The following is a 24,128-nucleotide window of genomic DNA, read 5'->3' on the forward strand; positions in this document are numbered from 1 at the left end:
ACTGCGGATGGAGAAAAGGAGGCGGTCAGGGGTTAGAAAGGGGAGGTGACAAGCGATCGCCGTACCGTCCTCGCCGACGCCGCCATCGACGTACTCGCCGACGGCGGGATGCGGGCGCTGACCCATCGCGCCGTGGACGCGGCGGCGGGGATGCCGAGCGGCACCACCTCCGCATACCTCCGCACTCGCAAGGCGCTGCTCACTGCGCTCGTGCGGCGGCTCGTCGAGCTCGACCAGGCAGAACTCGAGGCGGCGGGACGGGTGACCGCGCCGCCACGGGACGCGGATCAACTGGCCGACGCCCTTGCGCGGTTCACTGAGCAGCGGCTCGGGAGCGGCCGTAGGCGGTCGCTCGCCCGGTACGCGTGCGCCGTCGAATCCGTCCATCACCCCGAGCTGCGCGAGATCCTCGTGCCACGTGAGAACGCCGCCCTCGGCACCGTGCGCGGCTTTCTCGCCGCCCGCGGTGTCGTGGACGCCGAGGGGCGCACCGTGACGCTGCTCGCCTGCGTCGACGGCCTGGTCTTCGACCGGCTCGTCGGGGGCGGGGGAGGCGGGGCGCTGCGGGCGGAGATCCGGGGGCTGGTGGAGGTGGCCCTGCGTGCGGAGGCCGACGAGGGCTGATGCCCCCGCCGGCCGTCCGCGGTGTGTCAGTCGGTCAGGTCGCCTGCGCCTTGTCGTACAGCGCCTTGGCGTCATTGCCGAAGTACGGGCCGAACATCCGGTTCGGCAGGAAGATGTAGCCGAAGCTGTTCACCGAGACCTGCAGACCGGTGCCGGCCGACTCACTGAAACCGGTGAACCAGGGTCCGCCGCTGGAGCCGCCCGTCATGTTGCAGCCCAGGCTGTGGTCCTGCGTGAACAGCCAGTCCTTGGAGCTGTTTCCGCTGCAGTGGATCAGCTTCGTGCCGTCGTAGGGGGACGCGGCCGGGAAGCCGAAGGCGTACATCTGCTTGTTGTAGCCGCCGTTGAACTGGATGCCCTGTGCGCCGGTCACCGAGGTGAGTTTCTGGCCGTTCAGCGGGGCGACGACCGCCGCGCCGATGTCGTAGTTGATGTCCTCGGTGGCCTCCCACTGCGGGGTGGTGAGCGTCTTCGTCGCGGTCCACTGGCCGTAGGGGGCCTGGCCATTGTTGTACGCGGGCACGAAGACCCAGTTGGTGTGCCAGCTGCCCTGGTACTTGACGCAGTGCCCCGCCGTGATGATCGTGCTGCCGTTCTGGCTGTTCACGGCGTTGCCGGAGCAGGATGCCGTACGACCCTGGAAGGTGAAGAACACCCGGCCGGAGGTCTTCACGACGGCTCCGCCGCCGGTCCAGGGCCCGCCCGCCTGCGGGAAGGCGGTCGGGGCGGCGGGTGCGACGGTCGTCGTCCCTGCCTCGGGCCTGGGGGCCTTGAGGGTCTTCGCGGCGCTCGGGGTGAGCATCAGATCGAGCGGGGCCGCGCTGCGCATCCGGTCCGCGGTCCAGAAGGTGCGGGCCTTGTGCTGGTCGGCGGTCGAGGCGTGATGAGTTGCGACGGGCGCGGGTGCGGCCGAGTCGGCGTTGGCCGCGGTGGCGGTCGTCAGGCCGCCCGTGAGCAGAGCGCCGACGGCTAACAGAATGCCTGCGGCTGTGCGATGGCGTCTCACGCATGTCTCCTTCTGCCGGGGCAGGTGGGGGATGAGAACGGTGCGGATCGGCTTGCGTGAGGCAGAGTGCCACGGAGGCACTGGTTCTGTCAGGGGCGCGTCAGGTCTTTCATGTCCTTGAGCTTTTGCGCCCATTGCGGTTCCACGGCGACGCTCCGCTGCGGGGTCGCGCTGTCACGGCGCCGCGCGGTGGACCTGCCACGGGGTTGCGCCGGCGCTGACCGCCGCGCTCCTCACGCCCTCGGACCGGTGCGTCCTTGCGTGAGCGGCTTCGCGAAGCAGCGGCTGTTCTCGTAGTGCCGGTAATGGCCGAACTTCGTGCACGACTCATAGCCGCTGGACGCATACAGCGCGATCGCCTCCGGCTGCGCCGTGCCGGTCTCCAGCACCATCCGGATCCGGCCCGCCGCACGGGCGTCCTCCTCCAGCATCGCCAGGATCCTGCGGGCCAGTCCGAGGCCGCGGGCCTCCGGGACGACGTACATCCGCTTGAGCTCGGCGTCGCCGTCCGCGTATCCCTCGTCGTTCTCGTCCTGGGCGCGCCAGCCGCCCGTGGCCACCGGCCGGCCCAGCCCGTCGTACGCCAGCAGGTAGAGTCCGTGCGGCGGCACGAACATCGACGCGTCGAGCGGGGTGGCGTCGCCGTCACCGCCGCCGTACCGAACGGTGTACTCCAACTGCACCTGGTCGTTGAGCTTGACCGCGTCGGGGTGGTCGAAAAGGGTCGGCTGGATGTTCATGCGACTTATCGTACATCTATGCACATCCAGGCCCTCGGATAGGGTGCCGGGATGCTCACAGTGACCACCGTTAATGTGAACGGTCTGCGCGCCGCTGCCAAGAAGGGCTTCGTCGAGTGGCTGGCGGACACCTCCGCCGATGTCGTCTGTCTGCAGGAGGTGCGGGCCGAGGCGCATCAGCTTCCCGAGGACGTACGTGACCCCGAGGGCTGGCACGTGGTCCACGTTCCCGCCGCCGCCAAGGGGCGGGCGGGTGTCTCCGTCTACTCGCGGCGCGAGCCGGACGCGGTGCGCCCCGGGTTCGGCAGTGACGAGTTCGACGGTGCCGGACGGTATGTGGAGATCGATCTGCCCGGCGTCACGGTGGCCAGTCTCTATCTCCCCTCGGGCGAGGTCGGCACCGAGCGACAGGACGAGAAGTACCGCTTCATGGACGAGTTCCTGCCGTATCTCAAGGTGCTGAAGGAGCGGGCGGCGGCCGACGGGCGCGAGGCGCTGGTCTGCGGCGACTGGAACATCGCCCACCAGGAGGCCGACCTGAAGAACTGGAAGGGCAACCGGAAGAACTCAGGCTTCCTGCCGGAGGAGCGCGACTGGCTCGGCCGGGTCTACGGCGACGGCGGGCCCGGTGCCGGGTACGTCGACGTCGTGCGTGCGATGCACCCCGAGCAGGAGGGGCCCTACTCCTGGTGGTCGTACCGGGGCCGCGCCTTCGACAACGACACCGGGTGGCGCATCGACCTGCTCGTCGGGACGCCCCGGCTCGCCGGGAAGTGTGTGAAGGCCCACGTGGAGCGGGCGGCGAGCCATGGTGAGCGCTGGAGCGACCATGCGCCGGTGACGGCGGTCTTCGAGCTGTAGACCGCGCCGGCGTCTCCCTTGCGGCCCGGCGAGGGCGGCCGTGCCCTCACGGTCACAGCACCGGCGGCGCTCCGGGTGCGCTCCCGTCCGTCCGCCCGGGCTTGCCTGCGCCCTCATTCACTCCGCCGTGCGCCGGGTGGCGGCCTCGCCGGTCCGGCCGGGGTGGTCCTCGTGGCCGGGACCCATGGCCGCCTCGCGCAACTGCCGGTCCAGGGCCATCGACAGCTCCGCGTCGACGACGCTCTTGGCGAGCGGACGGAGCCGGGGGATGTCGCTCTCGGCCGCGTGCGCGCGCAGGAGTTCCGTGAAGAGCCCGGCCAGCGCTTCGGCGTGGTCACGCACCGTGCGGCCCGCCGCCAGTACCGCGGCCAGCGGGACGCCCTCCTTCACCAGGGCCGCGGAGACGTCGAGCAGCCGGCGGCTGATGTGAACGATCTCGTCGCCGTCCGTCGCCAGATAGCCGAGGTCGAGCGCGGCGGCGAGGTTCTCCGGGGTGACCTCGCCCTCGAAGTAGTCGGCGAGCTCCTCCGGGGTGAGGCGCACCGGGGTCTCCTCCGTCGGTTCGCCGAGCCCCAGCACCTCGCCGACGTCCCGGCCGCTGTCGAACGCCTCCGCGAGGTCGGCGATCCCGCTGAGGGTGTGGCCGCGTTCCAGCAGGGCCGCGATGGTGCGCAGCCGGGCCAGATGGTGATCGTCGTACCAGGCGATACGGCCTTCCCTGCGGGGCGGCGGTATCAGTCCGCGCTCGCGGTAGAAGCGCACGGTGCGTACCGTGATGCCGGCTTCCTTGGCCAGCTCCTCCATGCGGTACTCGCGGGTCTCGCGGTCGTTGCGCTGCTCGTCCGTCACGGTGGCAAGCCTATGTTGTACCGCCGGTAACTTGTTTGGTTCGACCTCTACCGCTGGGTATGCCGAGGCTCTAATCTCCCCACCATGCCAGTAATTGCTGGCGGGGTTCTGTGGAGTCTGCGGGAGGCGGCGGCATGGGCCAGCACGAGCATGTGCGCGTGGCGGTGATCGGATCCGGATTCGGTGGCCTCGGTGCCGCTGTCCGGCTGCGCCGCGAGGGGATCACCGACTTCGTCGTCCTGGAGCGGGCCGATTCGGTCGGTGGCACCTGGCGCGACAACAGCTATCCCGGGTGCGCCTGCGACGTACCGTCCCACCTCTATTCGTTCTCGTTCGCGCCCAACCCCGACTGGCCGCGCACCTTCTCGGGCCAGCAGCACATCCGGGCCTATCTGGAGCAGGTCGCCGACATCTTCCGGCTCCGCCCGCACATTCGGTTCAACCGCGAAGTGACACTGATGCGCTGGGACGGCGACGAGCTGCGCTGGGAGATCGAGACCACCGGGGGGACGCTGACCGCGGATGTGGTGGTCTCGGCCACCGGCCCGCTCTCCGACCCGAGGATTCCCGAGATTCCCGGCCTCGCCGGATTTCCCGGCAAGGTCTTCCACTCGTCCCGCTGGGACCACGACCACGACCTGCGCGGGAAGCGCGTCGCCATGATCGGGACCGGCGCGTCCGCGATCCAGATCGTGCCGGCGATCCAGCCGGAGGCCGGCAGGCTGACGCTGTTCCAGCGCACTCCGCCATGGGTGATGCCGCGAATGGACCGGCGGATCAGCGGTCTTGAGCGCTGGCTGCACCGGCAGCTGCCGTTCACCGGCGCCGCACGCCGCGGACTGCTCTGGGGCATCAGGGAGATGCAGGTCAGCGCCTTCACCAAGAGGCCGAACCAGCTCGGGCTCATCGAGTCCCTGGCGAAGGCCAATATGGCCAGGGCCATCAAGGACCCGGTGCTGCGGGCCAAGCTGACGCCCTCGTACCGCATCGGCTGCAAGCGGATCCTGCTGTCCACCGAGTACTACCCGGCGCTCGCCGAGCCCAATGTGGACGTCGTCGCCTCCGGGCTGACCGAGGTGCGCGGCTCGACGCTCGTCGCCGCCGACGGGACCGAGACCGAGGCGGACGTGATCGTCTTCGGCACCGGCTTCCGTGTCACCGACATGCCGATCGCCGAACGGGTGGTCGGTGCGGAGGGCATCACGCTCGCCGAGGCGTGGAAGGGCGGGATGGAGTCACTGCGTGGTGCGACCGCCGCGGGCTTCCCCAACTGGATGACGATCATCGGGCCCAACACGGGCCTCGGGAACAGCTCGATGATCCTGATGATCGAGTCCCAGCTGAACTACATGGCCGACTACATGCGGCAGTTGGGCGTACTGGGCGGCAAGGTGGCGCTCGGGGCGCGGCCGTCCGCCGTGGGTGACTGGAACCGGCGGGTGCAGGAGCGGATGAGGCGCACGGTCTGGAACACGGGCGGCTGCACCAGCTGGTACCTGGACGCGAGCGGCCGCAACACCACCATCTGGCCCGGCACGACGGGGGAGTTCCGCCGTGAGACGCGCGAGGTGGACCTGGCGGAGTACGAGGTGATCCGTCCCCCGCGCGCCGGCAGCGGCGTACCCGCGCAGGCGGAGGCCGCCGCACTCGTGACGGAGGAGGCGCAGTGAGCCGGCTGATGAAGCCTGCGGGCGGTACCCCCGTCCCGCCCGTCCCCGCCGGGGAAACGACCGCCGTCTCCGCGGACGGCTCGCGCATCCATGTCGAGCTGCACGGCCCCGAGGGTGCGCCCGCGATCGTTCTCGCCCACGGCTGGACCTGCTCCACCCACTTCTGGGCGGCGCAGACGAGGGATCTGGCCGCCGATCACCGCGTGATCGCGTACGACCAGCGCGGCCATGGCCGCACCCCGGATGTCGCGAACGGCGGCCACAGCATCCGGGCCCTCGCCGATGATCTGGAGGCGGTGCTCGGCGCCGCGCTGGAGCCCGGTACCAAGGCCGTGCTGGCCGGGCACTCCATGGGCGGGATGACGATCATGGCGGCCGCGGGGCGGCCGAAGTTCACGGAGCACGCCGCCGCCGCACTCCTGTGCAGCACGGGCAGTTCCCGGCTGGTCGACGAGTCGCTGGTGCTGCCGATGCGGCAGGGGCGGGCACGCGCCCGGATGACCCGCGCGATACTCGGCTCACGCGCCCCGCTCGGACCGGTCACGCCGGTCTCCAAGCGGATCCTGCGTTACGCGACCATGGGGCCCGGCTCGGCGCCGGAGAAGGTCGCCGAGTGTGCCCGTATCGTGCATGCCTGTGCCCGGCCCACCCGGGTGGCCTGGGCGAGGGTGCTCGCCGAGCTCGATCTCGACACGGAAGTGCGGGAGTTGACCGTTCCGACCGCGGTGATCTCGGGCACCGCCGACCGGCTCACCCCGATCGTCCATGCCCGTGCGCTGGCCGCGGCCCTGCCCGAGTGCGTGGGCCTGGTCGAGCTCGCCGGCATGGGGCACATGACCCCGGTGGAAGCCCCGGAGGCGGTCACCGATCGGATCCGGGCGCTGGTGGACGTATACCTGAAGAAGGAGGAGACCGTATGAGCAGGGTCAGTCTCGAGGGCCAGGTCGCCGTCGTCACGGGTGCGGCGCGGGGTGTCGGTGAGCTGCTGGCCCGCAAACTGTCCGCGCGCGGGGCGAAGATCGCGCTCGTGGGCCTCGAACCGGACCGGCTCAAGGACGTCGCGGGCCGGCTGCACACCGACTGCGACCACTGGCATGCCGATGTCACCGACCCCGACGCGATGGCGCGGGTCGCACAGGAGGTCAAGGAACGCTTCGGCAAGGTCGACATCGTCGTCGCCAACGCCGGTGTGGCGTCCGGCGGGCCCTTCGCCGAATCCGACCCTGCCGCATGGCGTCGGGTGATCGAGGTCAATCTGATCGGCAGCGCGGTCACCTGCCGTGCGTTCCTGCCTGTGCTGATGGAGAGCCGCGGCTACTTCCTGCAGATCGCCTCGCTCGCCGCGATCACTCCGGCTCCGATGATGACGGCCTACTGCGCCTCGAAGTCCGGAGTGGAAGCCTTCGCGCACAGCCTGCGGGCCGAAGTGGGCTACAAGGGCGTCAAGGTCGGCGTCGGCTATCTGTCCTGGACCGACACGGACATGGTGCGCGGCGCCGATCAGGACGAGGTCATGCGGGAGCTGCGTCAGCGGCTGCCGTGGCCGGGAAACCGTACGTATCCGCTGGGGCCCGCCGTGGACCGGATCGTCGCCGGGATCGAGCGGCGCAAGGCCCATGTGTACGCGCAGTGGTGGCTGGGCGGAATGCAGTCGGTGCGCGGCGTCCTGCCGGCGCTCGTGGCGACCGTCGGACAGCGCGAGATGCGACGCTTCGAGCCGCGGCTGACCGGGGTGAGGAAAGGCCTCGTGGGTGCGGGCGGCGCCGCCGACGAGCAGGAGCGCACGCAGCGTAGTTGATCGAAATGCGAGGTATGTCGGTGCGTGCCAGGCTGGTCGAGGCCGGGAGCCGATCGTGGCTCCCGCACCCCTCACACCCTTCCAGGAGTGAACCAGATGGGTATTCAGGACCAGTTCAAGGACAAGGCGGACCAGCTCGCGGGCCGGACGAAGCACGCGGCGGGCAACGCCGGCGGAGAGCAGTCCCCGCGCTCGCGGCAGGCCCGCCCGGAGCAGCCCCGCCCGGAGCAGCCCCGCCCCGAGCAGCCGCGAACGAAGCAGCAGCCCCCGCGCGGAAAGCAGCCGCGTGAGATGGGCGACCCGTCGCGTCGGCCCCAGCACGAGGCTCAGGGCCGCTTCGACGAGGACCGCGGCGCCTGACGTCCCGGGCTGATCGAGGGGCGCACCCTGTGCACGGGGTGCGCCCCTTGCGTGTGCCGCTCCCGGTCATGGAGTTCGGCGCCCCGGTGCTGGTCTCCCGGTCATGGAGGCCGGTGTCCGCCGGTCCGTGGTGGGGCGCGGCGCCCCGGGCGGCGGCGTCATCATGAACGCGTGGTGGGGCGCGGCGCCCCGGGCGACGGCGTCATCATGAACGCGGCGGGAGTTTCGGACGTCGGAGGTCCGGAACGCCGTCGTATCCGGGTGGAGTTGCCGCCGGGTGCCGGTCGAGCAGATCGAGCGCCACCCGCACCGCGGTCTCCAGGTCGGTGCGCTTGCCCTCGGCCCAGTGGAGCGGGGGGCGCTCCGCGAAGATGTCCGGGTCGACTCCGTGGTTCTCGACGGACCAGCCGTACTCCTCGAACCATGCCGCGTTCATCGGCACCGTGATCACCGTGCCGTCCCCGAGCCGGTGCCGCCCGGTCATCCCGACCACTCCGCCCCAGGTGCGCTGGCCCACCACGGGGCCGAGCCCCAGTAGCCGGAAAGCCGCCGTGATCATGTCGCCGTCCGACGAGGTCGCCTCGTCGGCGAGTGCGACGACCGGGCCGCGCGGCGCGTTCGAGGTGTACGAGACGGGCTGGGCGTTGCGGGTCAGGTCCCAGCCAAGGATCCTGCGGGTCAGCTTCTCGATGACCAGCTCGCTGATGTGGCCGCCCGCGTTGCCCCGTACGTCCACGATGAGGGCCGGCCGGGAAACCTCCATCCGCACATCGCGGTTGAACTGGGCCCAGCCGGAACCGCCCATGTCCGGGATGTGCAGATACCCGCACCTTCCGCCGCTCACTTCCCTGACGACCGCGCGGCGTTTGGCCACCCAGTCCTGGTAGCGAAGCGGCCGTTCGTCCACCAGCGGCACGACCGCGACCCGGCGTGGATGTCCCTCGCCGCCGTTCACGGGCTCCGAAGGGCTTTCCCCTGAGGCGTCGTGGGCGACGGGCGCGTGGAACGTCAGTTCCACGGTCGTGCCGCCTGCCGCGGACAGCAGCGGATACGGCCCGGCCAGCGGGTCCACGGGACGCCCGTCCACATGAGTGAGCACCGCCCCCTCGCGGATGCCCGTACCGGCCAGTGGGGAACGCGCCTTGGAGTCGGACGAGTCGCCCGGCAGGATGCGCGCGACGACCCAGCCCTCCTCCCGGCGCACCAGGTTGGCGCCGAGCAGGCCGATCGCCCGCTGGTAGTGCGGCGGTCCCTCGTTGCGTCGCGCGGGACTGACGTACGCGTGTGACGTCCCCAGTTCGCCCAGTACTTCGCGAAGCAGATCGGCGAACTCATCGGGGGATGCGACACGTTCGACCAGCGGACGGTACTGCTCCAGCACCCCGTCCCAGTCGATGCCGCACATGTCCGGTGCCCAGAAGTAGGCGCGGATCAGCCGCCCCGCCTCCTCGTACGCACCCCGCCACTCCGCGGTCGGGTCCACCTCGTGCAGAATCCGGCGCAGGTCGATGTAGACGGTCGAGTCACCGTCGCCCAGCTCACTCGACGGCGCGGCCCGCAGCTCGCCGTCGTCCATCACCACCAGACGCGTCCCGTCGCCGCTCACGGCGAACGAGTCGAGATGCTGGACGAGTTCGGTCTTGCGGGCCTTGGTGATGTCGAAGTGCTCGAGCGTCGGCCGGGTCGAGGGGTCGGCGGGATTGGCGAACGTCTCGCCGAGCGCACCGGAGATCGGCCAGCGCAGCCAGACGAGGCCTCCACCGCTGACCGGGAACAGCGCGGAGTACTTGGAGGCGGACACAGGGAAGGGAGTGACCCGGTTCTCCAGCCCCTCCACCTCCACCAGGGCCGTGCCCTCCCGGGTGTCGGCCACCGTCGGATCCAGCCCGCCGGCGGCCGGCCGCCCGTCGGGCAGGAGGGCGAAGGGCGAAGGCGTCGCCGAGGACAACGGCACCAGATAGGGACGGCAGCCGAGAGGGAAGGACAGATCGCCGGTGTGCACGTCGTACACGGGGTCGAAGCCGCGCCACGAGAGGAACGCCAGATAGCGGCCGTCGCGGGTGAAGACGGGGTTCTCGTCCTCGAAGCGGCCGTTGGTGACGTCGACGACCGTGCGGGGCTCCGATCCGTCGACACGCGCCATCTTGATCTGCCGCAGGGAGCGCCCGATGCCCGGATGCGACCAGGTCAGCCAGTTTCCGTGCGGGGAGAAGGCCAGATCGCGGACCGGCCCGTTGTCGGAGCGGATCACCTCGGTGACCCGGCTCCCGGGGCGGGTGGCGCCGGCGGAGTCCCCGGTGCCCCCGGTGGTCTCGTTGTCGTTGCTGTCGTCGGAGTCCGCCGGGGCCCTGCTCCCCGCGGTGTCCCCCTGCTCCGGAGCGCCGGCGGTCCCTGCGGTGTCCTCGCCGTCCCCGGTCGCGGCGGTGCCTTCCGATTCCGTCGCGGCGGTGCCCTCCGATTCCTCCGTGTCCGCGGCTGCCGCGGCCTCCTCGGACACATCGATGAGGAGCAGCCGCCCGTCGTGCGAAGCGATCGCGATCCGCTCCCCGGCCGGGTCCGACCTCATCTCCAGCACCCGGCCGAGTTCCCCGGAGGCCAGTCGCCGAGGCTCCCGGTCGCCGCTCGCCCTCGGCAGATAGGCGATCTCGATCGCGTCCTCGCCGTCGGCATCGGTGACATACGCGACCTGCCCGCCGCTGCCCAGCATCTCGGGCAGCCGCACCCGCACGCCCGGGGTGTCCGCGATGGTCCGCGCGGGCCCGTCGCGGTGCGTGAGCCAGTACAGACTGCCGCGTACGGAGACGGCGCTTGCCCGGCCGGTCGTGTCCACCGAGATCGCGTCGACATGGCTGGCGGCCGGTACCTGGTAGGGCCGCCGCCCGGCGCGCGGACCACCGAGCCGCACATCGAGCTTCCGTGGCTCCGCTTCCGCGGCCAGGTCGTCGACGATCCAGAGATCGCCCGCGCACTGGTAGACGACACGGTGTCCGTCGCTGGAGGCGTGCCGGGCGTAGAAGGCGTCGTGGTCGGTGTGCCGGCGCAGATCGGTGCCGTCGGGGAGACAGGAGTAGAGGTTGCCGACGCCTTCGTGGTCGGAGAGGAACGCGATGCGGCCTTCCACGAACATGCAGCAGTCGAGATGGCCTCCGATGTCCGGCAGCAGTCGCTCGCCGTGCAGGTACAGGCGCCCCGTCGCCCCGCCCCGGTACCGCTTCCACGACGCCGGCTCGTGCGGGGGCTTCCCGGTGAGCAGGAGTGTGCGGTGGCAGCCGTCGACATCGGCGACCGCGATGTCCGAGACGGGCCCCCAGGGGAGGCGTTTGCCGGGGTCGCCGTCCGTGGGCACCTTGTAGGCCCAGGAGAAGTACGAGAACGGCTGGCCGTGCGAGGAGACGGCGAGGATGTTGCCGTCCGGGTCCCAGCCGCACACCCGGGTGTCGGTCGAGCCCCAGTAGCTGAGCCGGCGGGCGGGACCGCCGTCGACCGGCGCCAGATGGATCTCGGGGTCCAGGCTGCGCCAGTTCGTGTAGGCGATGAAGCGCCCGTCCGCGGAGAAGCGGGGGTGGCCCACCCGGGTGCGGTCGACCGTCATACGCCAAGCGCGGCCCGGCCGTTGGCCTTCGGGGACGAGGGGCGCGATCCACAGATCGTCCTCGGCCGCGAAGCACAGCAAGTCGTCGTGCAGATGCGGAAATCGGAGGTACGCGACGTCTTCGCTCACCTTCCAATGCTTTCCGTGCCGGGAGGGCGCGGCAACTCGTGGGACAGGACTCGTTCGGACGGGCCGACTTGGGCCGGCTCGGGCTGTGCGGCGGGGCTTGTGGCCCAGCACACGTACGAAACGGTTTCGTTTCGCTAAGCGATGGGGTACCTTCGAACTGTACGAAACAGTTTCGTTTGGGAGGTTGCCATGGCATCGGCACGCACAAGGCTCACGCCGGAGCGCGAGGCCGAGCTGTACAACGCGGTGCTCGACCTCCTGCGCGAGGTCGGCTACGACGCCCTGACCATGGACGCCGTCGCCGCCCGCACCCGTTCCAGCAAGGCCACCCTCTACCGCCAGTGGGGGAGCAAGCCGGAGCTGGTCGCGAGGTCGCTGCGGAACAGCAAGCCGGTGGACGTCTCCCGGATCGACACCGGAAGTCTCCGCGGCGACTTCCACGAGATGGTGTCGCTCTCCGACGACTGCCAGATGGAACGGGACACCGCGCTGATGCGAGGTCTCACCCGGGCCGTCCACGAGAACGACGACCTGCTGCAGGCACTGCGTGAGCTGTTCATCGAACCCGAGATCACCGGGCTGGACACGATGCTGCAGCGGGCGATCGACCGTGGCGAGATCGCCGCGGACAACCCCGCACTGACATTCCTCTCCCACATGCTGGTCGGCGCCTTCGTGGCTCATCCGCTGATCAAGGACGAGCCGATGAGCCAGGAATTCCTGCGCAGCTACCTGGACGCCGTCGTGCTCCCCGCGCTGGGCGTCCGGTGACTCCGGCACCCCGGCCCTCCTCCGGGTCCGGGATCCCCGGGGGCCGCCCTCCGGTGTAGCGCCACCCGGCCGCCGTCGTGCTCCGCGCACAGGGTCTCCCCGCCCACGGCGCCCGAATTTCCCCGCACCACAGAACAAAGTCCCACCTGACGCGCACCGCTCACGTCGTCGGGCTGGTCATCCCTGCCCACTTGTTGTCCCAACGACCTGACCGGGAGTCCGTACCCGTGGCCATGTTCCTGTACAAACTCGGGCGGTTCGCCTTCCGCCGCCGCCGATTCGTCGCCCTGGTGTGGGTGGCCCTGCTCGCCATCGCCGGTGTCGCTGCGGCCTCCGCGACCACCGCCACGTCCAGCTCGTTCTCCATCCCGGGCACCGAGGCGCAGAAGGCCTTCGACCTCATAGACGAGCGTTTCCCGGGGGCGAGCGCCGACGGCGCCACCGCCCGGGTCGTCTTCAAGGCGCCCAAGGGCCAGAAGGTGACCGACCCCGCCCACAGGGCCGAGGTCAAGAAGGCCGTCGCGGAGCTGAAGTCGGGCTCCGACCAGGTCGCATCGGTCGTCGACCCGTACCAGGCCAAGGCGGTCAGCCAGGACGGCACCGTGGCCTACACCCAGGTCTCGTACAAGGTCAGCGGTATGGAGCTGGCCGAGAAGGACCGGGAGGCCCTGACCGAAACCGGCAAGGAGGCGGAGGACTCCGGGCTGACCGTCGAGATCGGCGGTGACGCACTTCAGGCCGCCCCCGAGACCGGCGCCTCCGAGGTCATCGGCGTCGCCATCGCCGCCGTCGTCCTCCTCATCACCTTCGGCTCGCTGGTCGCCGCCGGGCTGCCCCTGATCACCGCGATCATCGGTGTCGGTATCGGGGTCTCCACGATCACCGCCCTGGCCGGTGCGCTCGACCTCGGCTCGACCACGGCGACCCTCGCGACGATGATCGGCCTCGCGGTCGGCATCGACTACGCCCTCTTCATCGTCTCCCGCTACCGCGCCGAGCTGGCCGAGGGCCGTGAGCACGAGGAGGCCGCCGGACGTGCCACGGGTACGGCCGGATCCGCCGTCGTCTTCGCCGGACTGACCGTCGTCATCGCCCTTGTCGGCCTTGCCGTCGTCAATATCCCGATGCTCAGCAAGATGGGCTTCGCGGCTGCCGGCACCGTCGCGATCGCTGTCCTCATCGCGCTCACGCTGATCCCGGCGCTGCTGGGCTTCGCCGGCAAGCGGGTGGTCGGCCGCAAGGCGCGCAAGAACGCCGCTGCCCGGACCGCGGCGGAGGACAGGCCCAACATGGGCACGCGCTGGGCGAGGTTCGTGCTGCGCCGCCCGGTCACCGTGCTGCTCGTGGGCGTCCTGGGTCTCGGTGCCATCGCGGTGCCCGCGGCATCGCTGGAGCTCGGACTGCCGGACGACGGTTCCCAGCCCACCAGCACCACCCAGCGCAAGGCCTACGACCTGCTCTCCGACGGCTTCGGGCCCGGTTTCAACGGACCCCTGCTCGTCGTCGTGGATGGCGACAAGGCGACGGCGGACCGCACCGCCGAGGAGATCTCGGGTCTCGACGGGGTCGTGGCCGTCACCCCGGCGACGTACAACAAGACCGGTGACACCGCGATGATCACCGTCATCCCGGAGGGCCGGCCGAGCTCCACGGAGACCGAGGACCTCGTCCACACCATCCGTGACACCACCGACGACAGCGTCCAGGTCACCGGTGCCACCGCGATGAACATCGATTTCTCGCAGCGGATGAACGACGCGTTGGTGCCCTATCTGGCACTCGTCGTGGGCCTGGCGTTCCTGCTGCTGATGATCGTCTTCCGGTCCGTCCTCGTCCCGCTCAAGGCGGCGCTCGGCTTCCTGCTCTCGGTGGTCGCCGCCCTCGGCGCGGTCGTCGCGGTCTTCCAGTGGGGCTGGCTCGGGTCCGTCTTCGGCGTCGAGCAGACCGGCCCGGTCATGTCGATGATGCCGATCTTCATGGTGGGAGTGGTCTTCGGCCTCGCGATGGACTACGAGGTCTTCCTGGTCACGCGGATGCGTGAGGCCTATGTCCACGGCGAGCGGCCCGGCCAGGCGATCGTCACCGGATTCCGGCACGGTGCCCGTGTGGTCACCGCGGCCGCAGTGATCATGATCGCGGTCTTCGCGGGGTTCATCGGGTCGAGCGAGCAGATGGTCAAGATGATCGGCTTCGGCCTGGCTGTCGCCGTCCTGTTCGATGCGTTCGTCGTCCGCATGGCGATCGTGCCTGCGGTGCTGGCCCTGCTCGGCCGCCGGGCCTGGTGGCTGCCCCGCTGGCTGGACCGCGCCCTGCCGAGCGTGGACGTCGAAGGTGAGCAGCTGCAGAAGAAGGACGCCGGTGCCGCCGGACCCGAAGGGGAGCGGGAGCTCGTCAGCGCCTGAGTGGCCCTGCCGCTCCGAAGGTGGCCGTGTCCGTCCCTACTTGGTGACGGACGCGGCCACCTCCGCGTATGTCCGGCGCAGGAAACGCAGCAGAGGGCGGCAGTCGAACTGGATCACCGCCACTCCTTCCGGCGAGTGGAACTCGACGACCACCTGTGCGCGGCCGCATGGCCAGATGGCGACATCACCGCTGCGGGCGGGGGCGCGCAGTCCCGACTCGAGGAGTTCGCGGCCGAAGGTCCATTCGGCGCCGGTGGGGAAGACGAAGCGGACGACGTCGCGGTCGTCCCCGGGTTCATAGCGGAGGGAGACGGGCACCGATCGGAAGTGGGGTGCGTCGTTGACGATCCGGGCCTTCGCATGCTCCAGCACGGAGGGGGGCTCGACGGTGGATGGCATCGGTCGGCTCCTCACATTTGCTGCTGTTTGTCATCTAATGTCCCACATTTCGCCATGGGAAACCCAGGCGTGTCGCTTGCTTTTGTATGTGGTACGCACTTGCGAGACATTCGCAAGAGGGCGCATCATCGGACGGTTGACCAGCCAGGTCCCTACCGGCCTGTCCCGAAAGCGGAGCCCGCCATGCATGTCCCGGACGGATTCATCGATCTTCCCGTGTCCGCCGCGGCGGGCGTTGCCGCCGCCGGCGCCGTCGCCGTCAGCCTCCGTGGTGCGCGCAGGGAGCTCGACGAGCGCACCGCGCCGCTGGCCGGTCTCGTCGCCGCCTTCATCTTCGCGGTCCAGATGCTGAACTTCCCGGTCGCGGCCGGCACCAGCGGCCATCTGCTCGGCGGCGCTCTGGCGGCGATACTCGTCGGCCCCTATACGGGTGTGCTGTGCATATCCGTGGTCCTGCTGCTGCAGGGCGTGCTCTTCGCGGACGGTGGCCTCACCGCGCTCGGCGTCAACATCGTCGTCATGGGCGTGGTGACCGTCGTGGTCGCCTACACCGTCTTCCGAGGTCTGGTGCGCCTGCTGCCCAGGAGGCGCAGCTCTGTGACCGCGGCCTCGTTCGTCGCGGCCCTGGTCTCCGTGCCGGCCTCGGCCGTGGCCTTCACTCTCCTCTACGCGATCGGCGGCACGACCGATGTTCCGATCCGCACCGTGCTGACCGCAATGGTCGGTGTCCATGTGCTGATCGGCATCGGTGAGGCCGCGATCACCGCGGCCACGGTCGGCGCGGTCATCGCCGTGCGTCCGGACCTCGTGTACGGCGCCCGCGGGCTGTCCGCGCCGCTGAAGCTGCGGGTCGGCGGTGAGCTGGTCGACGCCGCCCCCTCGCCCGCCTCGCCCGCCGCTCCCGGCTCCCCGCGCCCGGTGTGGATCGCGGGCATGGTGATCTCGATCGTGCTGGCCGGCTTCGTCTCCTTCTACGCCTCCGCCGACCCGGACGGCCTGGAGAAGGTCGCCGCCGACAAGGGCATCGACAAGAAGGTCGAGGACCACGCGGCCGCCGACTCCCCGCTCGCGGACTACGGCGTCAAGGACGTCGAGAACGCCCGGGTCTCCGGCGGCCTTGCCGGTGCGATAGGTGTCGGTGCCACCGTCGCGGTCGGCAGCGGGGTCTTCTGGGCGGTCAAGCGCCGCCGTCACGACGAGCCCGTCGCCACCGCGACCAAGGGGACCGCCTGACATGGGTGCGGGCCACGCCCACAAGCTCTACCGGCACGGGGACTCGCCGGTCCACCGGCTGCCCCCGCACTGCAAGATCGCCGCGGCGCTGGGCTTCGTGGTCGTGGTGGTCGCGACCCCGCGCGAGGCGGTGTGGGCCTTCGGTCTGTACGCCGCGCTGGTGGCGTGCGCCGCGGCGGTGGCCCGCATCCCGGCCGGCTTTCTGCTGCGCCGGCTGCTGATCGAGATCCCGTTCGTCGCCTTCGCGCTGCTCATGCCGTTCGTGGTGCCGGGCGAACGGACCGAGCTGCTCGGGATCTCCTTGTCCGTGCCCGGGCTGTGGGGCGCCTGGAACATCCTCGCCAAGGGCACGCTGGGCGTGGCCACTTCCGTACTGCTCGCTTCGACCACCGAGCTGCGCTCCCTGCTGCTCGGACTGCAGCGGCTCAAACTGCCGCCGCTGATGGTGCAGATCGCTTCCTTCATGATCCGCTACGGCGACGTCATCACCGACGAGATGCGGCGCATGTCCATCGCCCGCCGCTCGCGCGGTTTCGAGGCGAGCGGCGTGCGCCACTGGGGCGTGCTGGCCAAGTCCGCGGGCGCCCTGTTCATCCGCTCCTACGAGCGCGGCGAGCGTGTGCATCTGGCCATGGTCAGCCGTGGCTACGCGGGCACCATGCCGGTGATCGACGAGGTCACCGCCTCCCGCACCCAATGGGCGCATGCGGCCGCCCTCCCGCTCTCGGCGCTCGCCGTCTGTCTGCTTGGCTGGACCCTATGAACATGTCCCTCGAGGTGAGCGGCCTCGCGTATGCCTATCCCGACGGCCACCAGGCCCTCTTCGGTGTCGATCTGGGCATCGCGCGCGGCGAGCGGGTGGCCCTGCTCGGTCCGAACGGGGCCGGAAAGACGACCCTCGTCCTGCACCTCAACGGCATCCTCACCGGTGGGGCCGGTACGGTCACCGTCTCCGGACTGCCGGTCGGCAAGCAGCACATGGCCGAGATCCGCCGGAAGGTCGGCATCGTCTTCCAGGACCCCGACGACCAGCTCTTCATGCCCACGGTCAGGGAGGACGTCGCCTTCGGGCCGGCCGCAGCCGGGCTGCGCGGCGCGGAGCTGGAGGAGCGGGTGCGGGGCGCGCTCGACCGGGTCGGCATGGGGGAGTACCTCGAACGCCCGCCGCACCACCTGTCGTTCGGCCAGCGCCGCCGGGTCGCAGTTGCCACCGTGCTCGCGATGGAGCCGGAGATCCTGGTGCTCGACGAGCCCTCGTCCAACCTCGATCCGGCCTCCCGCCGCGAACTCGCCGACATTCTGCGTTCGCTGGACGTCACCGTCCTGATGGTCACCCATGATCTGCCGTACGCCCTGGAGCTGTGCCCGCGCTCGGTGATCCTCAGCGAAGGCGTGATCACCGCCGACGGCCGGACGCAGGAACTGCTCGGCGACGCCGAACTGATGCGGGCGCACCGGCTGGAGCTGCCGTTCGGCTTCGATCCCCGTGCTGTGACAATGGGCGCGTGAACGAGGAGCAGACGGCCACCCCCGGGCCCGCGGCGTCGCTGCTGCTGGACGACCAGCTGTGTTTCGCACTGTATGCGGCGCAGCGCGCGGTCACCGCGGCCTACCGGCCACTCCTCGACGAACTCGGACTCACCTACCCGCAGTACCTGGCGATGCTGGTGCTCTGGGAGCGGGACGAGATCCTGGTGAAGGACCTGGCGACGGCGCTGCGGTTGGACTACGGCACGGTCTCGCCCTTGCTGAAGCGGCTGGAGGCTGCCGGCCTGGTGCGCCGGGAGCGGTCGGCGGCCGATGAGCGTTCCGTGCGGGTGGTGCTGAGCGAGGCGGGGCAGGCGCTGCGGGAGCCCGCCGAACGCGTGCCCGCCTCGCTGCTCGTGAGCACCGGCATGGGCGCCGAGGAGATCGAGCGGCTACGGGCGGAGCTGCACGATCTTGCGGCGCGTGCGTCGGGCCAGGTCTGAGAATCCCTTCCCTACCCCCGGGTAATGAGGTCTCGTCGGACCTCGATACATTGTGCACGATGTACTTGTGTGCACCTTATTCATGCGGGGATGGATCATGACCGATCAGGACACCCGTCCGACGAAGATCATGTACGTCGCGGAAGCCACGGCGCACGGCGGCCGCGACGGCTATGTCACCAGCCATGACGGCCGGATCGAGCTGCGCCTCGCGATGCCGCCGGCCCTCGGTGGGGACGGCAACGGCACCAACCCGGAGCAGCTGTTCGCCGCCGGCTACAGCGCCTGCTTCCACAATGCGCTCGTCCTCGTCGGCCGCCGCGCCGGATACGACCTCAGCCGCTCGACGGTCGCCGCGAAGGTCGGCATCGGCCCGAACAAGTCCCGTGGCTACGGGCTCGCGGTCTCCCTCAGCGTCTCGCTGCCCCTGCTCGACCAGCAGCTCGCCGCCGAACTGGTGGACGCTGCACACCACGTCTGCCCGTACTCCAACGCCACGCGCGACAACATCGACGTCTCGATCATGATCGGCTGACCCCTCGAACCCGGCCGGGAACCCGACCCGGGATCGGGAACCCGACGACCACGTTGCACCATGGACGGAGCCGGAAGGAGCCGGTCGGTCGGGAGAACAGGGAGCGTGTGACGTGGACGTCCAGGGCACGGTGGCGGAGGGCTTCGAGCCGGTCCGGGACGCGTTCGTGCGCAACTTCGAGCAGCGCGGGGAACGCGGCGCGGCCGTCGCCGTCTACAAGGACGGGGTGAAGGTCGTCGACCTCTGGGCCGGCACACGGGACGTGGACGGCACCGATCCCTGGGCCGTGCACACGGCGCAGGTCGTCCGCTCGGCGACCAAGGGTGTCGCCGCCGCCGTACCGCTGCTGCTGCACCAGCGCGGGCAGCTGGATCTGGACGCACCTGTCGGGACGTACTGGCCGGAGTTCAAGGCGGCGGGCAAGGAGCGGGTGCTCGTACGGCATCTGCTGTCGCACCGGGCCGGACTGCCCGTGCTCGACCGACCCCTCACGCCCGCCGAGGCCGCCGACGGCACGTCCGGGGCGCTCGCCGTCGCCGCACAGGCCCCGGCCTGGGAGCCCGGCACCGACCACGGATACCACGCACAGACCTACAGCTGGCTGCTGGCCGAACTCGTCCGCCGGGTCACCGGCCGCAGCATCGGCCGTTGGGTCGCCGAGGAGTTGGCCCGCCCGCTCGGCCTGGACCTCTGGATCGGGCTCCCCGCCGACGAGGCGCACCGGGTGGGCCGGATCGGTCCGGTCGAGGAACCCCCCACGGCCGTCGGCGGCGGGCTGAAGCTGCGCCCCAAGAGGTCGGTCTCCGAGGCGTACCGCGACCCGGACTCCCTGACCCGGCGCGCCTTCGGGGCGATAGACCCGATGCCCGACGAGAACGACCCGCGCTACCGCGCCGCCGAACTCCCCGCGTCCAACGGCATCTCCACGGCCCGTGCCCTGGCCCGCTTCTACGCGGCCACCATCGGCGAGGTGGACGGCCACCGGCTGTTCGCCCCCGCCACCCTCACCCTCGCCCGCACCGAGGAGTCCGTGGGACCGGACCGCGTCCTCGTCGTCGGCACCCGCTTCGGCCTCGGCTACATGCTCCACGGCCCGGCGTCACCGCTACTGGGTCCCGGCTCGTTCGGTCACCCGGGCCGCGGCGGCTCACTCGGCCTCGCGGACCCGGAGTCGGGCCTTGCACTCGGCTATGTCACGAACGGCATGCGCAAGGGGGTCACGGCGGACCCGCGCGCCCAGGCTCTCGTCAGGGCGGCCCGTTCGGCGGCGGACGAGTGACGCCCATGGAGCGATGCCTCCGGGGCGTCCTCGGTCACGTGGGTGGTGCGGTCGCCGCCGCACGGGACGGGGCCGGCACCACCCCGTCCATCGGGGTCATGACCCAGTGGGCGTCCTCCCACGTCACCGTCTCGGTCACATCCACGCTCCTGCCGCCCCGGTCCGAGACGCCGACCAGGTGCACCTGCCACACCCGGGCGAATTCCGACGTCCGCGTCCAGCGAACCTCCCAGCCCTGACCGCCGTAGGCCCCCATCCGGGCTCGGGCGTCCTCCGTGCCCTTCGGATGGGCGTCGAGCAGCCGCGCCAGACCGGGTTCGTCCGAAGCGTTGAGGAGCCGGACGTAGTCGCTGATGAATCGGTCCTGGTCCTTCAGGTCCGGGGCCTTGCCCCCGCCGTTGCCGCAGGCGGAGAGCAATACGGCGCAGCACAACGCCAGGGCCACGGCGCCCATGCGTCCGGTGCGGGCCGGCAGGCGCCGGTCGGATGCGGAAGGCGTGGCAGATCGCCCTCGGATTGGACGCCACAAGGCCCCGCCACCGCCCTCCGGTAGGTGTTGTTCGAAAACTGTTGCATCAAGTGCCGTTTTTGGAAGGGGAGTTGCGCGGATCAGTCGTCAACCGGGAGGCGTCCACCACCCGTCGCTCGCACCACGGCACGACCAGCCGCCATCGTCAGCCCGCCCTCAGCATCAGACCGATGCCGACCACCATCAGCCCCGCGGCGGCGATGCGCGGTCCGCCGAAGCGTTCCTTGAAGAAGAGCGCGCCTATCGCCGCGCCCACGATGATGCTCGATTCGCGCAGGGCCGCGATCGGGGCGAGCGGCGCGCGCGTCTGGGCCCACAGGACCAGGCCGTACGCCGCGAGGGAGAGGACCGCACCGAGGAGGCCGCGAGCGGCGTGCGGGCGCAGCCGGGCGAGAAGGGAGCCGCGGTAGCGGTGGAGGGCGTAGGCCGGGATCAGCAGCCCCTCCAGGATCATCAGCCAGGCGATGTAGCCGATGGGGGTGCCGGATGCGCGGACCCCCACGCCGTCGACGACCGTGTACGAGGCGATCGACAGGCCGGTTGCGAGGGCGGCCAGCAGGGCCGGCCAATGGGGCCGCGTGTCGGTGCCGCGGAAGCCCCAGAGAGCGACGCCGACGAGGCCCGCGGAGGCGACCGCTACACCCGCCAGCTGCCAGGGGCCCAGGCTCTCGCCGACGAAGACCGCGGCCAGCACGGTCACCACGAGCGGCGCCGTGCCCCGGGCGATCGGATACATCTGGCCGAAGTCGCCCAGGGTGAACGACCGCATCAGCAGCACCTGGTAGCCGACGTGCAGCAGCGCGGAAGCGATGAGGTAGGGCCATGCCGCGGCGTGCGGCAGCGGGGTGAGGAAGGCGGTCACCGCGCCGATCACCGCCGCGCCGCCCCCGATGAGCGTGAAGGCGACGAGCTGGTCCTTGATGGTGTGGGCGAGCGCGTTCCAGCCGGCGTGCGTGACGGCGGCCAGGAGCACCGCCGCGGCGACGAGCAGGGTCATGCGGTGCGCTCGCGTACGTCCGCGACCGTGGCCCCGGCGTGGGCGATCAGGGACCCGGGGGCGAGCGGGAACACCGTGTGCGGGTCCCCGGCCGCCGCCCAGACGACGTCATGCTCCAGCAGGCCCCGGTCGGCCACCACCCGGGTCTTCGTCCGGTGTCCGAACGGCGGCACACCCCCGATCGCGTAGCCCGTGGTCTCCCGCACCAGGTTCGCGTCCGCGCGCCTGACCGACGACGCCCCCAGCTCGCGGCGCAGCAGTTCCATGTCCACCCGCGACGAACCGTCCATCAGCACCACCACCGGCACCCGGTCCGCCTCGAAGACCAGCGACTTGACGATCTCGCCGACGTCGCAGCCGATGGCGGTGGCCGCCTGTGCGGCGGTGCGCGCCGCGTCCGGGAAGCGGCGTACCTCGACCTGCAGACCCAGCTCTCGCAGAGCCTCGGCGAAGCGGGGGTGGGCAAGCGATTCGGATGAGCTCATGGCCCGCACGCTAGCGTTGGTTGTACGGGCCATGCGACACCGTTTCGGTCCCTCGCTCAGCGTGCGTTCAGCACCGCCGCCACCAGGGGGCCGGCGGCGTCGCCGCCGTGCCCGCCCGAGTCCACGACCGCGGCGGCTGCCAGGTCGTCGGCGAATCCGGTGAACCAGCTGTTGGACGTGGCGTTCCCGTCGACCTCCGCCGAGCCGGTCTTCGCCCCCTTGTCCCCGCCGACCGACGCCATCGCGCCGGCACCGGTGCCGCTCGTCGCCGTACGCCGCATCATGTCGCGCAGCTGCTGGGCGACGGAGCCGGGCAGGCTGCGCGACGCGGTGGCCCGCTCACGGCCGTCGAGGTCCAGCGGCACGATGATGGGCTGCTTGAACGTGCCGCTCCTGGCGGTGGCGGTGATGGACGCCATGTTGAGGGCGTTCATCTGGACGGTGCCCTGCCCGATGTACTGCGCGGCCGCCTCGCCGCCCGTCTCCTCCGGCACGCTCCCGTCGACGGACGGAATGCCGGTCTGCCAGTCGAGTCCGATGCCGAAGACGTCCCGGGCCTCCTTCGCCAGCCCGGCGTCGTCCTTCGTGTCGTCGATCAGCTTGATGAAGGCGGTGTTGCAGGAGCGCGCGAAGCTCTGCGCGAAGGACCCGCCGTCGATCGTGAAGTGCTTGAGGTTGTTGAAGGTCCGTCCGTAGTACGTGGCGTACTCCGGGCACTCGACCGTGCGGTCGGCCGCCACCAGGCCCTTCTCCAGCAGCAACGCGGAGGTCACGATCTTCATCGTCGAGCCGGGTGCCTGCTTGCCCAGGAACGCGGCATTCCAGCGCCCCTCCCGGTTGTTGGCGACGGCCCGCACTTCACCCGTGCTCGCCTTGACCGCGACGACCGACGAAGCGCCGAACTTCATCACCGCCTTCTCGGCGGCGGCCTGTACGTCGGCGTCGAGCGTCGTCGGCAGCTCGCCCGGCTCCCCTTCGGAGAGCGCGAGGAGCACCTTGTCGGGTCCGCCCGTGCCGCTCTCGGCGACGAGCTCCACACCAGGCTTGCCGCCCGCCTTGTCGCCGTACTTCTTCCGCAGTTCGTCCAGGACCGGCCCGAGCGACGGGTACTTCTCCTTCGTCAGCTCCTCGCCCTTGCGATCGACCGCCTTGACCGGCGGCGTGGAGGAGGGGCCCGTCCGCAGCGAATCACCCTTGCCCAGCTGCGGATGGAGGACTGCCGGCCTCCAGTCGACGAGCGGCCTGCCGGTCGTCAGCCCACGCACGACGGTGAGTTCGGACTCGTACGTCAGGGGCTTGCGCTGCCCCTCGTAGGAGACCTCCGCGCTGACGCTGAACGGCACCTTGGTGCCCGTCGGCTGACCCGGTGTCAGCTTCACCCCGGAGATGTGCGCGCTGTCCTCGTACCCGGCGAGCGCCGGTTTCGCCTCGGTCGCGTTGTTGGTCAGATCCGCGGCAGCCCCGGCGTCCCCGCGCGCCCACGCGGCGAGGAAGTCCTCGGCCGTCGTGCGTATCTCCTCGGCGCTCGGGGGTCCGGTCTCCCCGGTGGCGGACAGGGACGTGGCGTCCGTGCCGCCGTCTCCCGAGCCGCCCGTCAGTACGTTGTACGCACCGTAGGTCACTCCCCCCGCGAACACGATGAACACGCCGCCGATGACGGCGACCTTTGCCCCACTGCGCATTGCTGCAGTCCCTCCCCCTGTGTGCCGGGTCCCTGCACGGTCCCCGGGCCTGAGCATGAACGCGTTCAAGTGGACGTGCTCACGATAAGTGGCAGCGGTGACTGCGGAGACGCCCGTTACCGGACCGGAATGGGAGAGGTCTAGACCCCATAGGATCCCGTCCTGCGGCGTCCTCGACGGCGGGCATCGCGGCCGCCCGGACCGGGGCGGCCTCCGG

General features: G+C 70.8%; 23 protein-coding genes. 14 read left to right on the top strand and 9 right to left on the bottom strand.

Annotated features, from left to right (window positions below; all coding sequences use genetic code 11):
• Positions 1-45: 45 nt before the first annotated feature.
• Positions 46-624: a TetR/AcrR family transcriptional regulator gene (locus tag AC068D_RS12560; RefSeq protein ID WP_478822950.1), complete on the top strand. Its 579-nt coding sequence runs from the start codon at positions 46-48 to the stop codon at positions 622-624.
• A 34-nt stretch (positions 625-658) separates the two neighbouring features.
• Here AC068D_RS12560 and AC068D_RS12565 read toward each other — a convergent pair whose 3' ends face one another.
• Both AC068D_RS12565 and AC068D_RS12570 read right to left on the bottom strand, forming a co-directional pair.
• The gene (locus tag AC068D_RS12565) at positions 659-1,630 is read right to left on the bottom strand and encodes a trypsin-like serine peptidase (protein WP_478822951.1); all 972 of its coding nucleotides are present in this window, start codon (positions 1,628-1,630) and stop codon (positions 659-661) included.
• A gap of 233 nt (positions 1,631-1,863) precedes the next feature.
• The gene (locus tag AC068D_RS12570; RefSeq protein ID WP_478822952.1) at positions 1,864-2,370 is read right to left on the bottom strand and encodes a GNAT family N-acetyltransferase; all 507 of its coding nucleotides are present in this window, start codon (positions 2,368-2,370) and stop codon (positions 1,864-1,866) included.
• A 51-nt stretch (positions 2,371-2,421) separates the two neighbouring features.
• Between AC068D_RS12570 and AC068D_RS12575 the strand changes: the two genes are divergently transcribed.
• Positions 2,422-3,231 carry an exodeoxyribonuclease III gene (locus tag AC068D_RS12575; RefSeq protein WP_478822953.1) on the top strand — a complete coding sequence of 270 codons (810 nt, stop codon included), beginning with the start codon at positions 2,422-2,424 and terminating at the stop codon, positions 3,229-3,231.
• Between the two features lie 117 nt (positions 3,232-3,348).
• Here AC068D_RS12575 and AC068D_RS12580 read toward each other — a convergent pair whose 3' ends face one another.
• Positions 3,349-4,035 carry a MerR family transcriptional regulator gene (locus AC068D_RS12580; RefSeq protein ID WP_478823139.1) on the bottom strand — a complete coding sequence of 229 codons (687 nt, stop codon included), beginning with the start codon at positions 4,033-4,035 and terminating at the stop codon, positions 3,349-3,351.
• Positions 4,036-4,214: 179 nt separating this feature from the next.
• Between AC068D_RS12580 and AC068D_RS12585 the strand changes: the two genes are divergently transcribed.
• The 4 genes from AC068D_RS12585 to AC068D_RS12600 all read left to right on the top strand — a co-directional run bounded on the left by AC068D_RS12585 (position 4,215) and on the right by AC068D_RS12600 (position 7,908).
• Positions 4,215-5,750 (top strand): flavin-containing monooxygenase, encoded by a 1,536-nt coding sequence (locus tag AC068D_RS12585; protein WP_478822954.1) that lies wholly within the window; start codon positions 4,215-4,217, stop codon positions 5,748-5,750.
• The gene (locus AC068D_RS12590; protein WP_478822955.1) at positions 5,747-6,670 is read left to right on the top strand and encodes an alpha/beta fold hydrolase; all 924 of its coding nucleotides are present in this window, start codon (positions 5,747-5,749) and stop codon (positions 6,668-6,670) included. The genes AC068D_RS12585 and AC068D_RS12590 overlap by 4 nt, the downstream gene beginning before the upstream one ends.
• A complete protein-coding gene (locus AC068D_RS12595; RefSeq protein ID WP_478822956.1) occupies positions 6,667-7,548 on the top strand; it encodes an SDR family oxidoreductase in 882 nt (293 codons plus the stop codon). Before AC068D_RS12590 ends, AC068D_RS12595 begins: the two co-directional genes overlap by 4 nt.
• Positions 7,549-7,644: 96 nt before the next feature.
• Positions 7,645-7,908, top strand: a complete 264-nt coding sequence (locus AC068D_RS12600) for a hypothetical protein (RefSeq protein ID WP_478822957.1) — start codon at positions 7,645-7,647, stop codon at positions 7,906-7,908.
• 205 nt (positions 7,909-8,113) lie between these two features.
• Here the strand turns inward: AC068D_RS12600 and AC068D_RS12605 are convergent, their stop codons facing one another.
• Positions 8,114-11,629 carry a S41 family peptidase gene (locus tag AC068D_RS12605; protein WP_478822958.1) on the bottom strand — a complete coding sequence of 1,172 codons (3,516 nt, stop codon included), beginning with the start codon at positions 11,627-11,629 and terminating at the stop codon, positions 8,114-8,116.
• Between the two features lie 189 nt (positions 11,630-11,818).
• On the opposite strand from AC068D_RS12605, the gene AC068D_RS12610 reads away from it, so the two are divergent.
• Positions 11,819-12,400 (top strand): TetR/AcrR family transcriptional regulator, encoded by a 582-nt coding sequence (locus AC068D_RS12610; protein WP_478822959.1) that lies wholly within the window; start codon positions 11,819-11,821, stop codon positions 12,398-12,400.
• 227 nt (positions 12,401-12,627) lie between these two features.
• Positions 12,628-14,802, top strand: coding sequence for an MMPL family transporter (locus AC068D_RS12615; protein WP_478822960.1), 2,175 nt, complete (start codon positions 12,628-12,630; stop codon positions 14,800-14,802).
• A gap of 36 nt (positions 14,803-14,838) precedes the next feature.
• Here AC068D_RS12615 and AC068D_RS12620 read toward each other — a convergent pair whose 3' ends face one another.
• Positions 14,839-15,201: an SsgA family sporulation/cell division regulator gene (locus tag AC068D_RS12620; RefSeq protein WP_478822961.1), complete on the bottom strand. Its 363-nt coding sequence runs from the start codon at positions 15,199-15,201 to the stop codon at positions 14,839-14,841.
• A gap of 183 nt (positions 15,202-15,384) precedes the next feature.
• Between AC068D_RS12620 and AC068D_RS12625 the strand changes: the two genes are divergently transcribed.
• The 6 genes from AC068D_RS12625 (at position 15,385) to AC068D_RS12650 (ending at position 20,218) form a co-directional block, all read left to right on the top strand.
• Positions 15,385-16,434: an energy-coupling factor ABC transporter permease gene (locus AC068D_RS12625; protein WP_478822962.1), complete on the top strand. Its 1,050-nt coding sequence runs from the start codon at positions 15,385-15,387 to the stop codon at positions 16,432-16,434.
• Position 16,435: 1 nt separating this feature from the next.
• Positions 16,436-17,197, top strand: coding sequence for a cobalt ECF transporter T component CbiQ (gene cbiQ, locus AC068D_RS12630; RefSeq protein WP_478822963.1), 762 nt, complete (start codon positions 16,436-16,438; stop codon positions 17,195-17,197).
• Positions 17,194-17,943, top strand: coding sequence for an energy-coupling factor ABC transporter ATP-binding protein (locus AC068D_RS12635; RefSeq protein WP_478822964.1), 750 nt, complete (start codon positions 17,194-17,196; stop codon positions 17,941-17,943). Before cbiQ ends, AC068D_RS12635 begins: the two co-directional genes overlap by 4 nt.
• Entirely contained in the window at positions 17,940-18,404 is a 465-nt protein-coding gene (locus tag AC068D_RS12640) for a MarR family winged helix-turn-helix transcriptional regulator (protein WP_478822965.1), read from the top strand. Before AC068D_RS12635 ends, AC068D_RS12640 begins: the two co-directional genes overlap by 4 nt.
• A gap of 97 nt (positions 18,405-18,501) precedes the next feature.
• Positions 18,502-18,939: an organic hydroperoxide resistance protein gene (locus AC068D_RS12645; protein WP_478822966.1), complete on the top strand. Its 438-nt coding sequence runs from the start codon at positions 18,502-18,504 to the stop codon at positions 18,937-18,939.
• A gap of 112 nt (positions 18,940-19,051) precedes the next feature.
• Positions 19,052-20,218, top strand: a complete 1,167-nt coding sequence (locus AC068D_RS12650) for a serine hydrolase domain-containing protein (protein ID WP_478822967.1) — start codon at positions 19,052-19,054, stop codon at positions 20,216-20,218.
• Between the two features lie 34 nt (positions 20,219-20,252).
• Here the strand turns inward: AC068D_RS12650 and AC068D_RS12655 are convergent, their stop codons facing one another.
• The 4 genes from AC068D_RS12655 to AC068D_RS12670 form a co-directional block, all read right to left on the bottom strand.
• A complete protein-coding gene (locus tag AC068D_RS12655) occupies positions 20,253-20,672 on the bottom strand; it encodes a hypothetical protein (protein WP_478822968.1) in 420 nt (139 codons plus the stop codon).
• A 220-nt stretch (positions 20,673-20,892) separates the two neighbouring features.
• The gene (locus AC068D_RS12660) at positions 20,893-21,744 is read right to left on the bottom strand and encodes an EamA family transporter (RefSeq protein WP_478822969.1); all 852 of its coding nucleotides are present in this window, start codon (positions 21,742-21,744) and stop codon (positions 20,893-20,895) included.
• Positions 21,741-22,229: a YbaK/EbsC family protein gene (locus AC068D_RS12665; protein ID WP_478822970.1), complete on the bottom strand. Its 489-nt coding sequence runs from the start codon at positions 22,227-22,229 to the stop codon at positions 21,741-21,743. The genes AC068D_RS12660 and AC068D_RS12665 overlap by 4 nt, the downstream gene beginning before the upstream one ends.
• 56 nt (positions 22,230-22,285) lie before the next feature.
• On the bottom strand, positions 22,286-23,911 hold the full coding sequence (locus tag AC068D_RS12670; protein WP_478822971.1) for a penicillin-binding transpeptidase domain-containing protein: 1,626 nt from the start codon (positions 23,909-23,911) through the stop codon (positions 22,286-22,288).
• Positions 23,912-24,128: the final 217 nt, after the last annotated feature.

The sequence above is a fragment of the Streptomyces sp. NPDC043861 genome, assembly GCF_056435905.1.

Excerpts from the sequence above, each read along its gene's own strand:
- AC068D_RS12570 (WP_478822952.1), bottom strand. The coding sequence starts at position 2,370 with ATGAACATCCAGCCGACCCTTTTCGACCACCCCGACGCGGTCAAGCTC.
- AC068D_RS12575 (WP_478822953.1), top strand. The coding sequence starts at position 2,422 with ATGCTCACAGTGACCACCGTTAATGTGAACGGTCTGCGCGCCGCTGCC.
- AC068D_RS12580 (WP_478823139.1), bottom strand. The coding sequence starts at position 4,035 with ATGGAGGAGCTGGCCAAGGAAGCCGGCATCACGGTACGCACCGTGCGC.
- AC068D_RS12585 (WP_478822954.1), top strand. The coding sequence starts at position 4,215 with ATGGGCCAGCACGAGCATGTGCGCGTGGCGGTGATCGGATCCGGATTC.
- AC068D_RS12595 (WP_478822956.1), top strand. The coding sequence starts at position 6,667 with ATGAGCAGGGTCAGTCTCGAGGGCCAGGTCGCCGTCGTCACGGGTGCG.
- AC068D_RS12600 (WP_478822957.1), top strand. The coding sequence starts at position 7,645 with ATGGGTATTCAGGACCAGTTCAAGGACAAGGCGGACCAGCTCGCGGGC.
- AC068D_RS12610 (WP_478822959.1), top strand. The coding sequence starts at position 11,819 with ATGGCATCGGCACGCACAAGGCTCACGCCGGAGCGCGAGGCCGAGCTG.
- AC068D_RS12620 (WP_478822961.1), bottom strand. The coding sequence starts at position 15,201 with ATGCCATCCACCGTCGAGCCCCCCTCCGTGCTGGAGCATGCGAAGGCC.
- AC068D_RS12625 (WP_478822962.1), top strand. The coding sequence starts at position 15,385 with ATGCATGTCCCGGACGGATTCATCGATCTTCCCGTGTCCGCCGCGGCG.
- cbiQ (WP_478822963.1), top strand. The coding sequence starts at position 16,436 with ATGGGTGCGGGCCACGCCCACAAGCTCTACCGGCACGGGGACTCGCCG.
- AC068D_RS12635 (WP_478822964.1), top strand. The coding sequence starts at position 17,194 with ATGAACATGTCCCTCGAGGTGAGCGGCCTCGCGTATGCCTATCCCGAC.
- AC068D_RS12645 (WP_478822966.1), top strand. The coding sequence starts at position 18,502 with ATGACCGATCAGGACACCCGTCCGACGAAGATCATGTACGTCGCGGAA.
- AC068D_RS12655 (WP_478822968.1), bottom strand. The coding sequence starts at position 20,672 with ATGGGCGCCGTGGCCCTGGCGTTGTGCTGCGCCGTATTGCTCTCCGCC.
- AC068D_RS12660 (WP_478822969.1), bottom strand. The coding sequence starts at position 21,744 with ATGACCCTGCTCGTCGCCGCGGCGGTGCTCCTGGCCGCCGTCACGCAC.
- AC068D_RS12665 (WP_478822970.1), bottom strand. The coding sequence starts at position 22,229 with ATGAGCTCATCCGAATCGCTTGCCCACCCCCGCTTCGCCGAGGCTCTG.
- AC068D_RS12670 (WP_478822971.1), bottom strand. The coding sequence starts at position 23,911 with ATGCGCAGTGGGGCAAAGGTCGCCGTCATCGGCGGCGTGTTCATCGTG.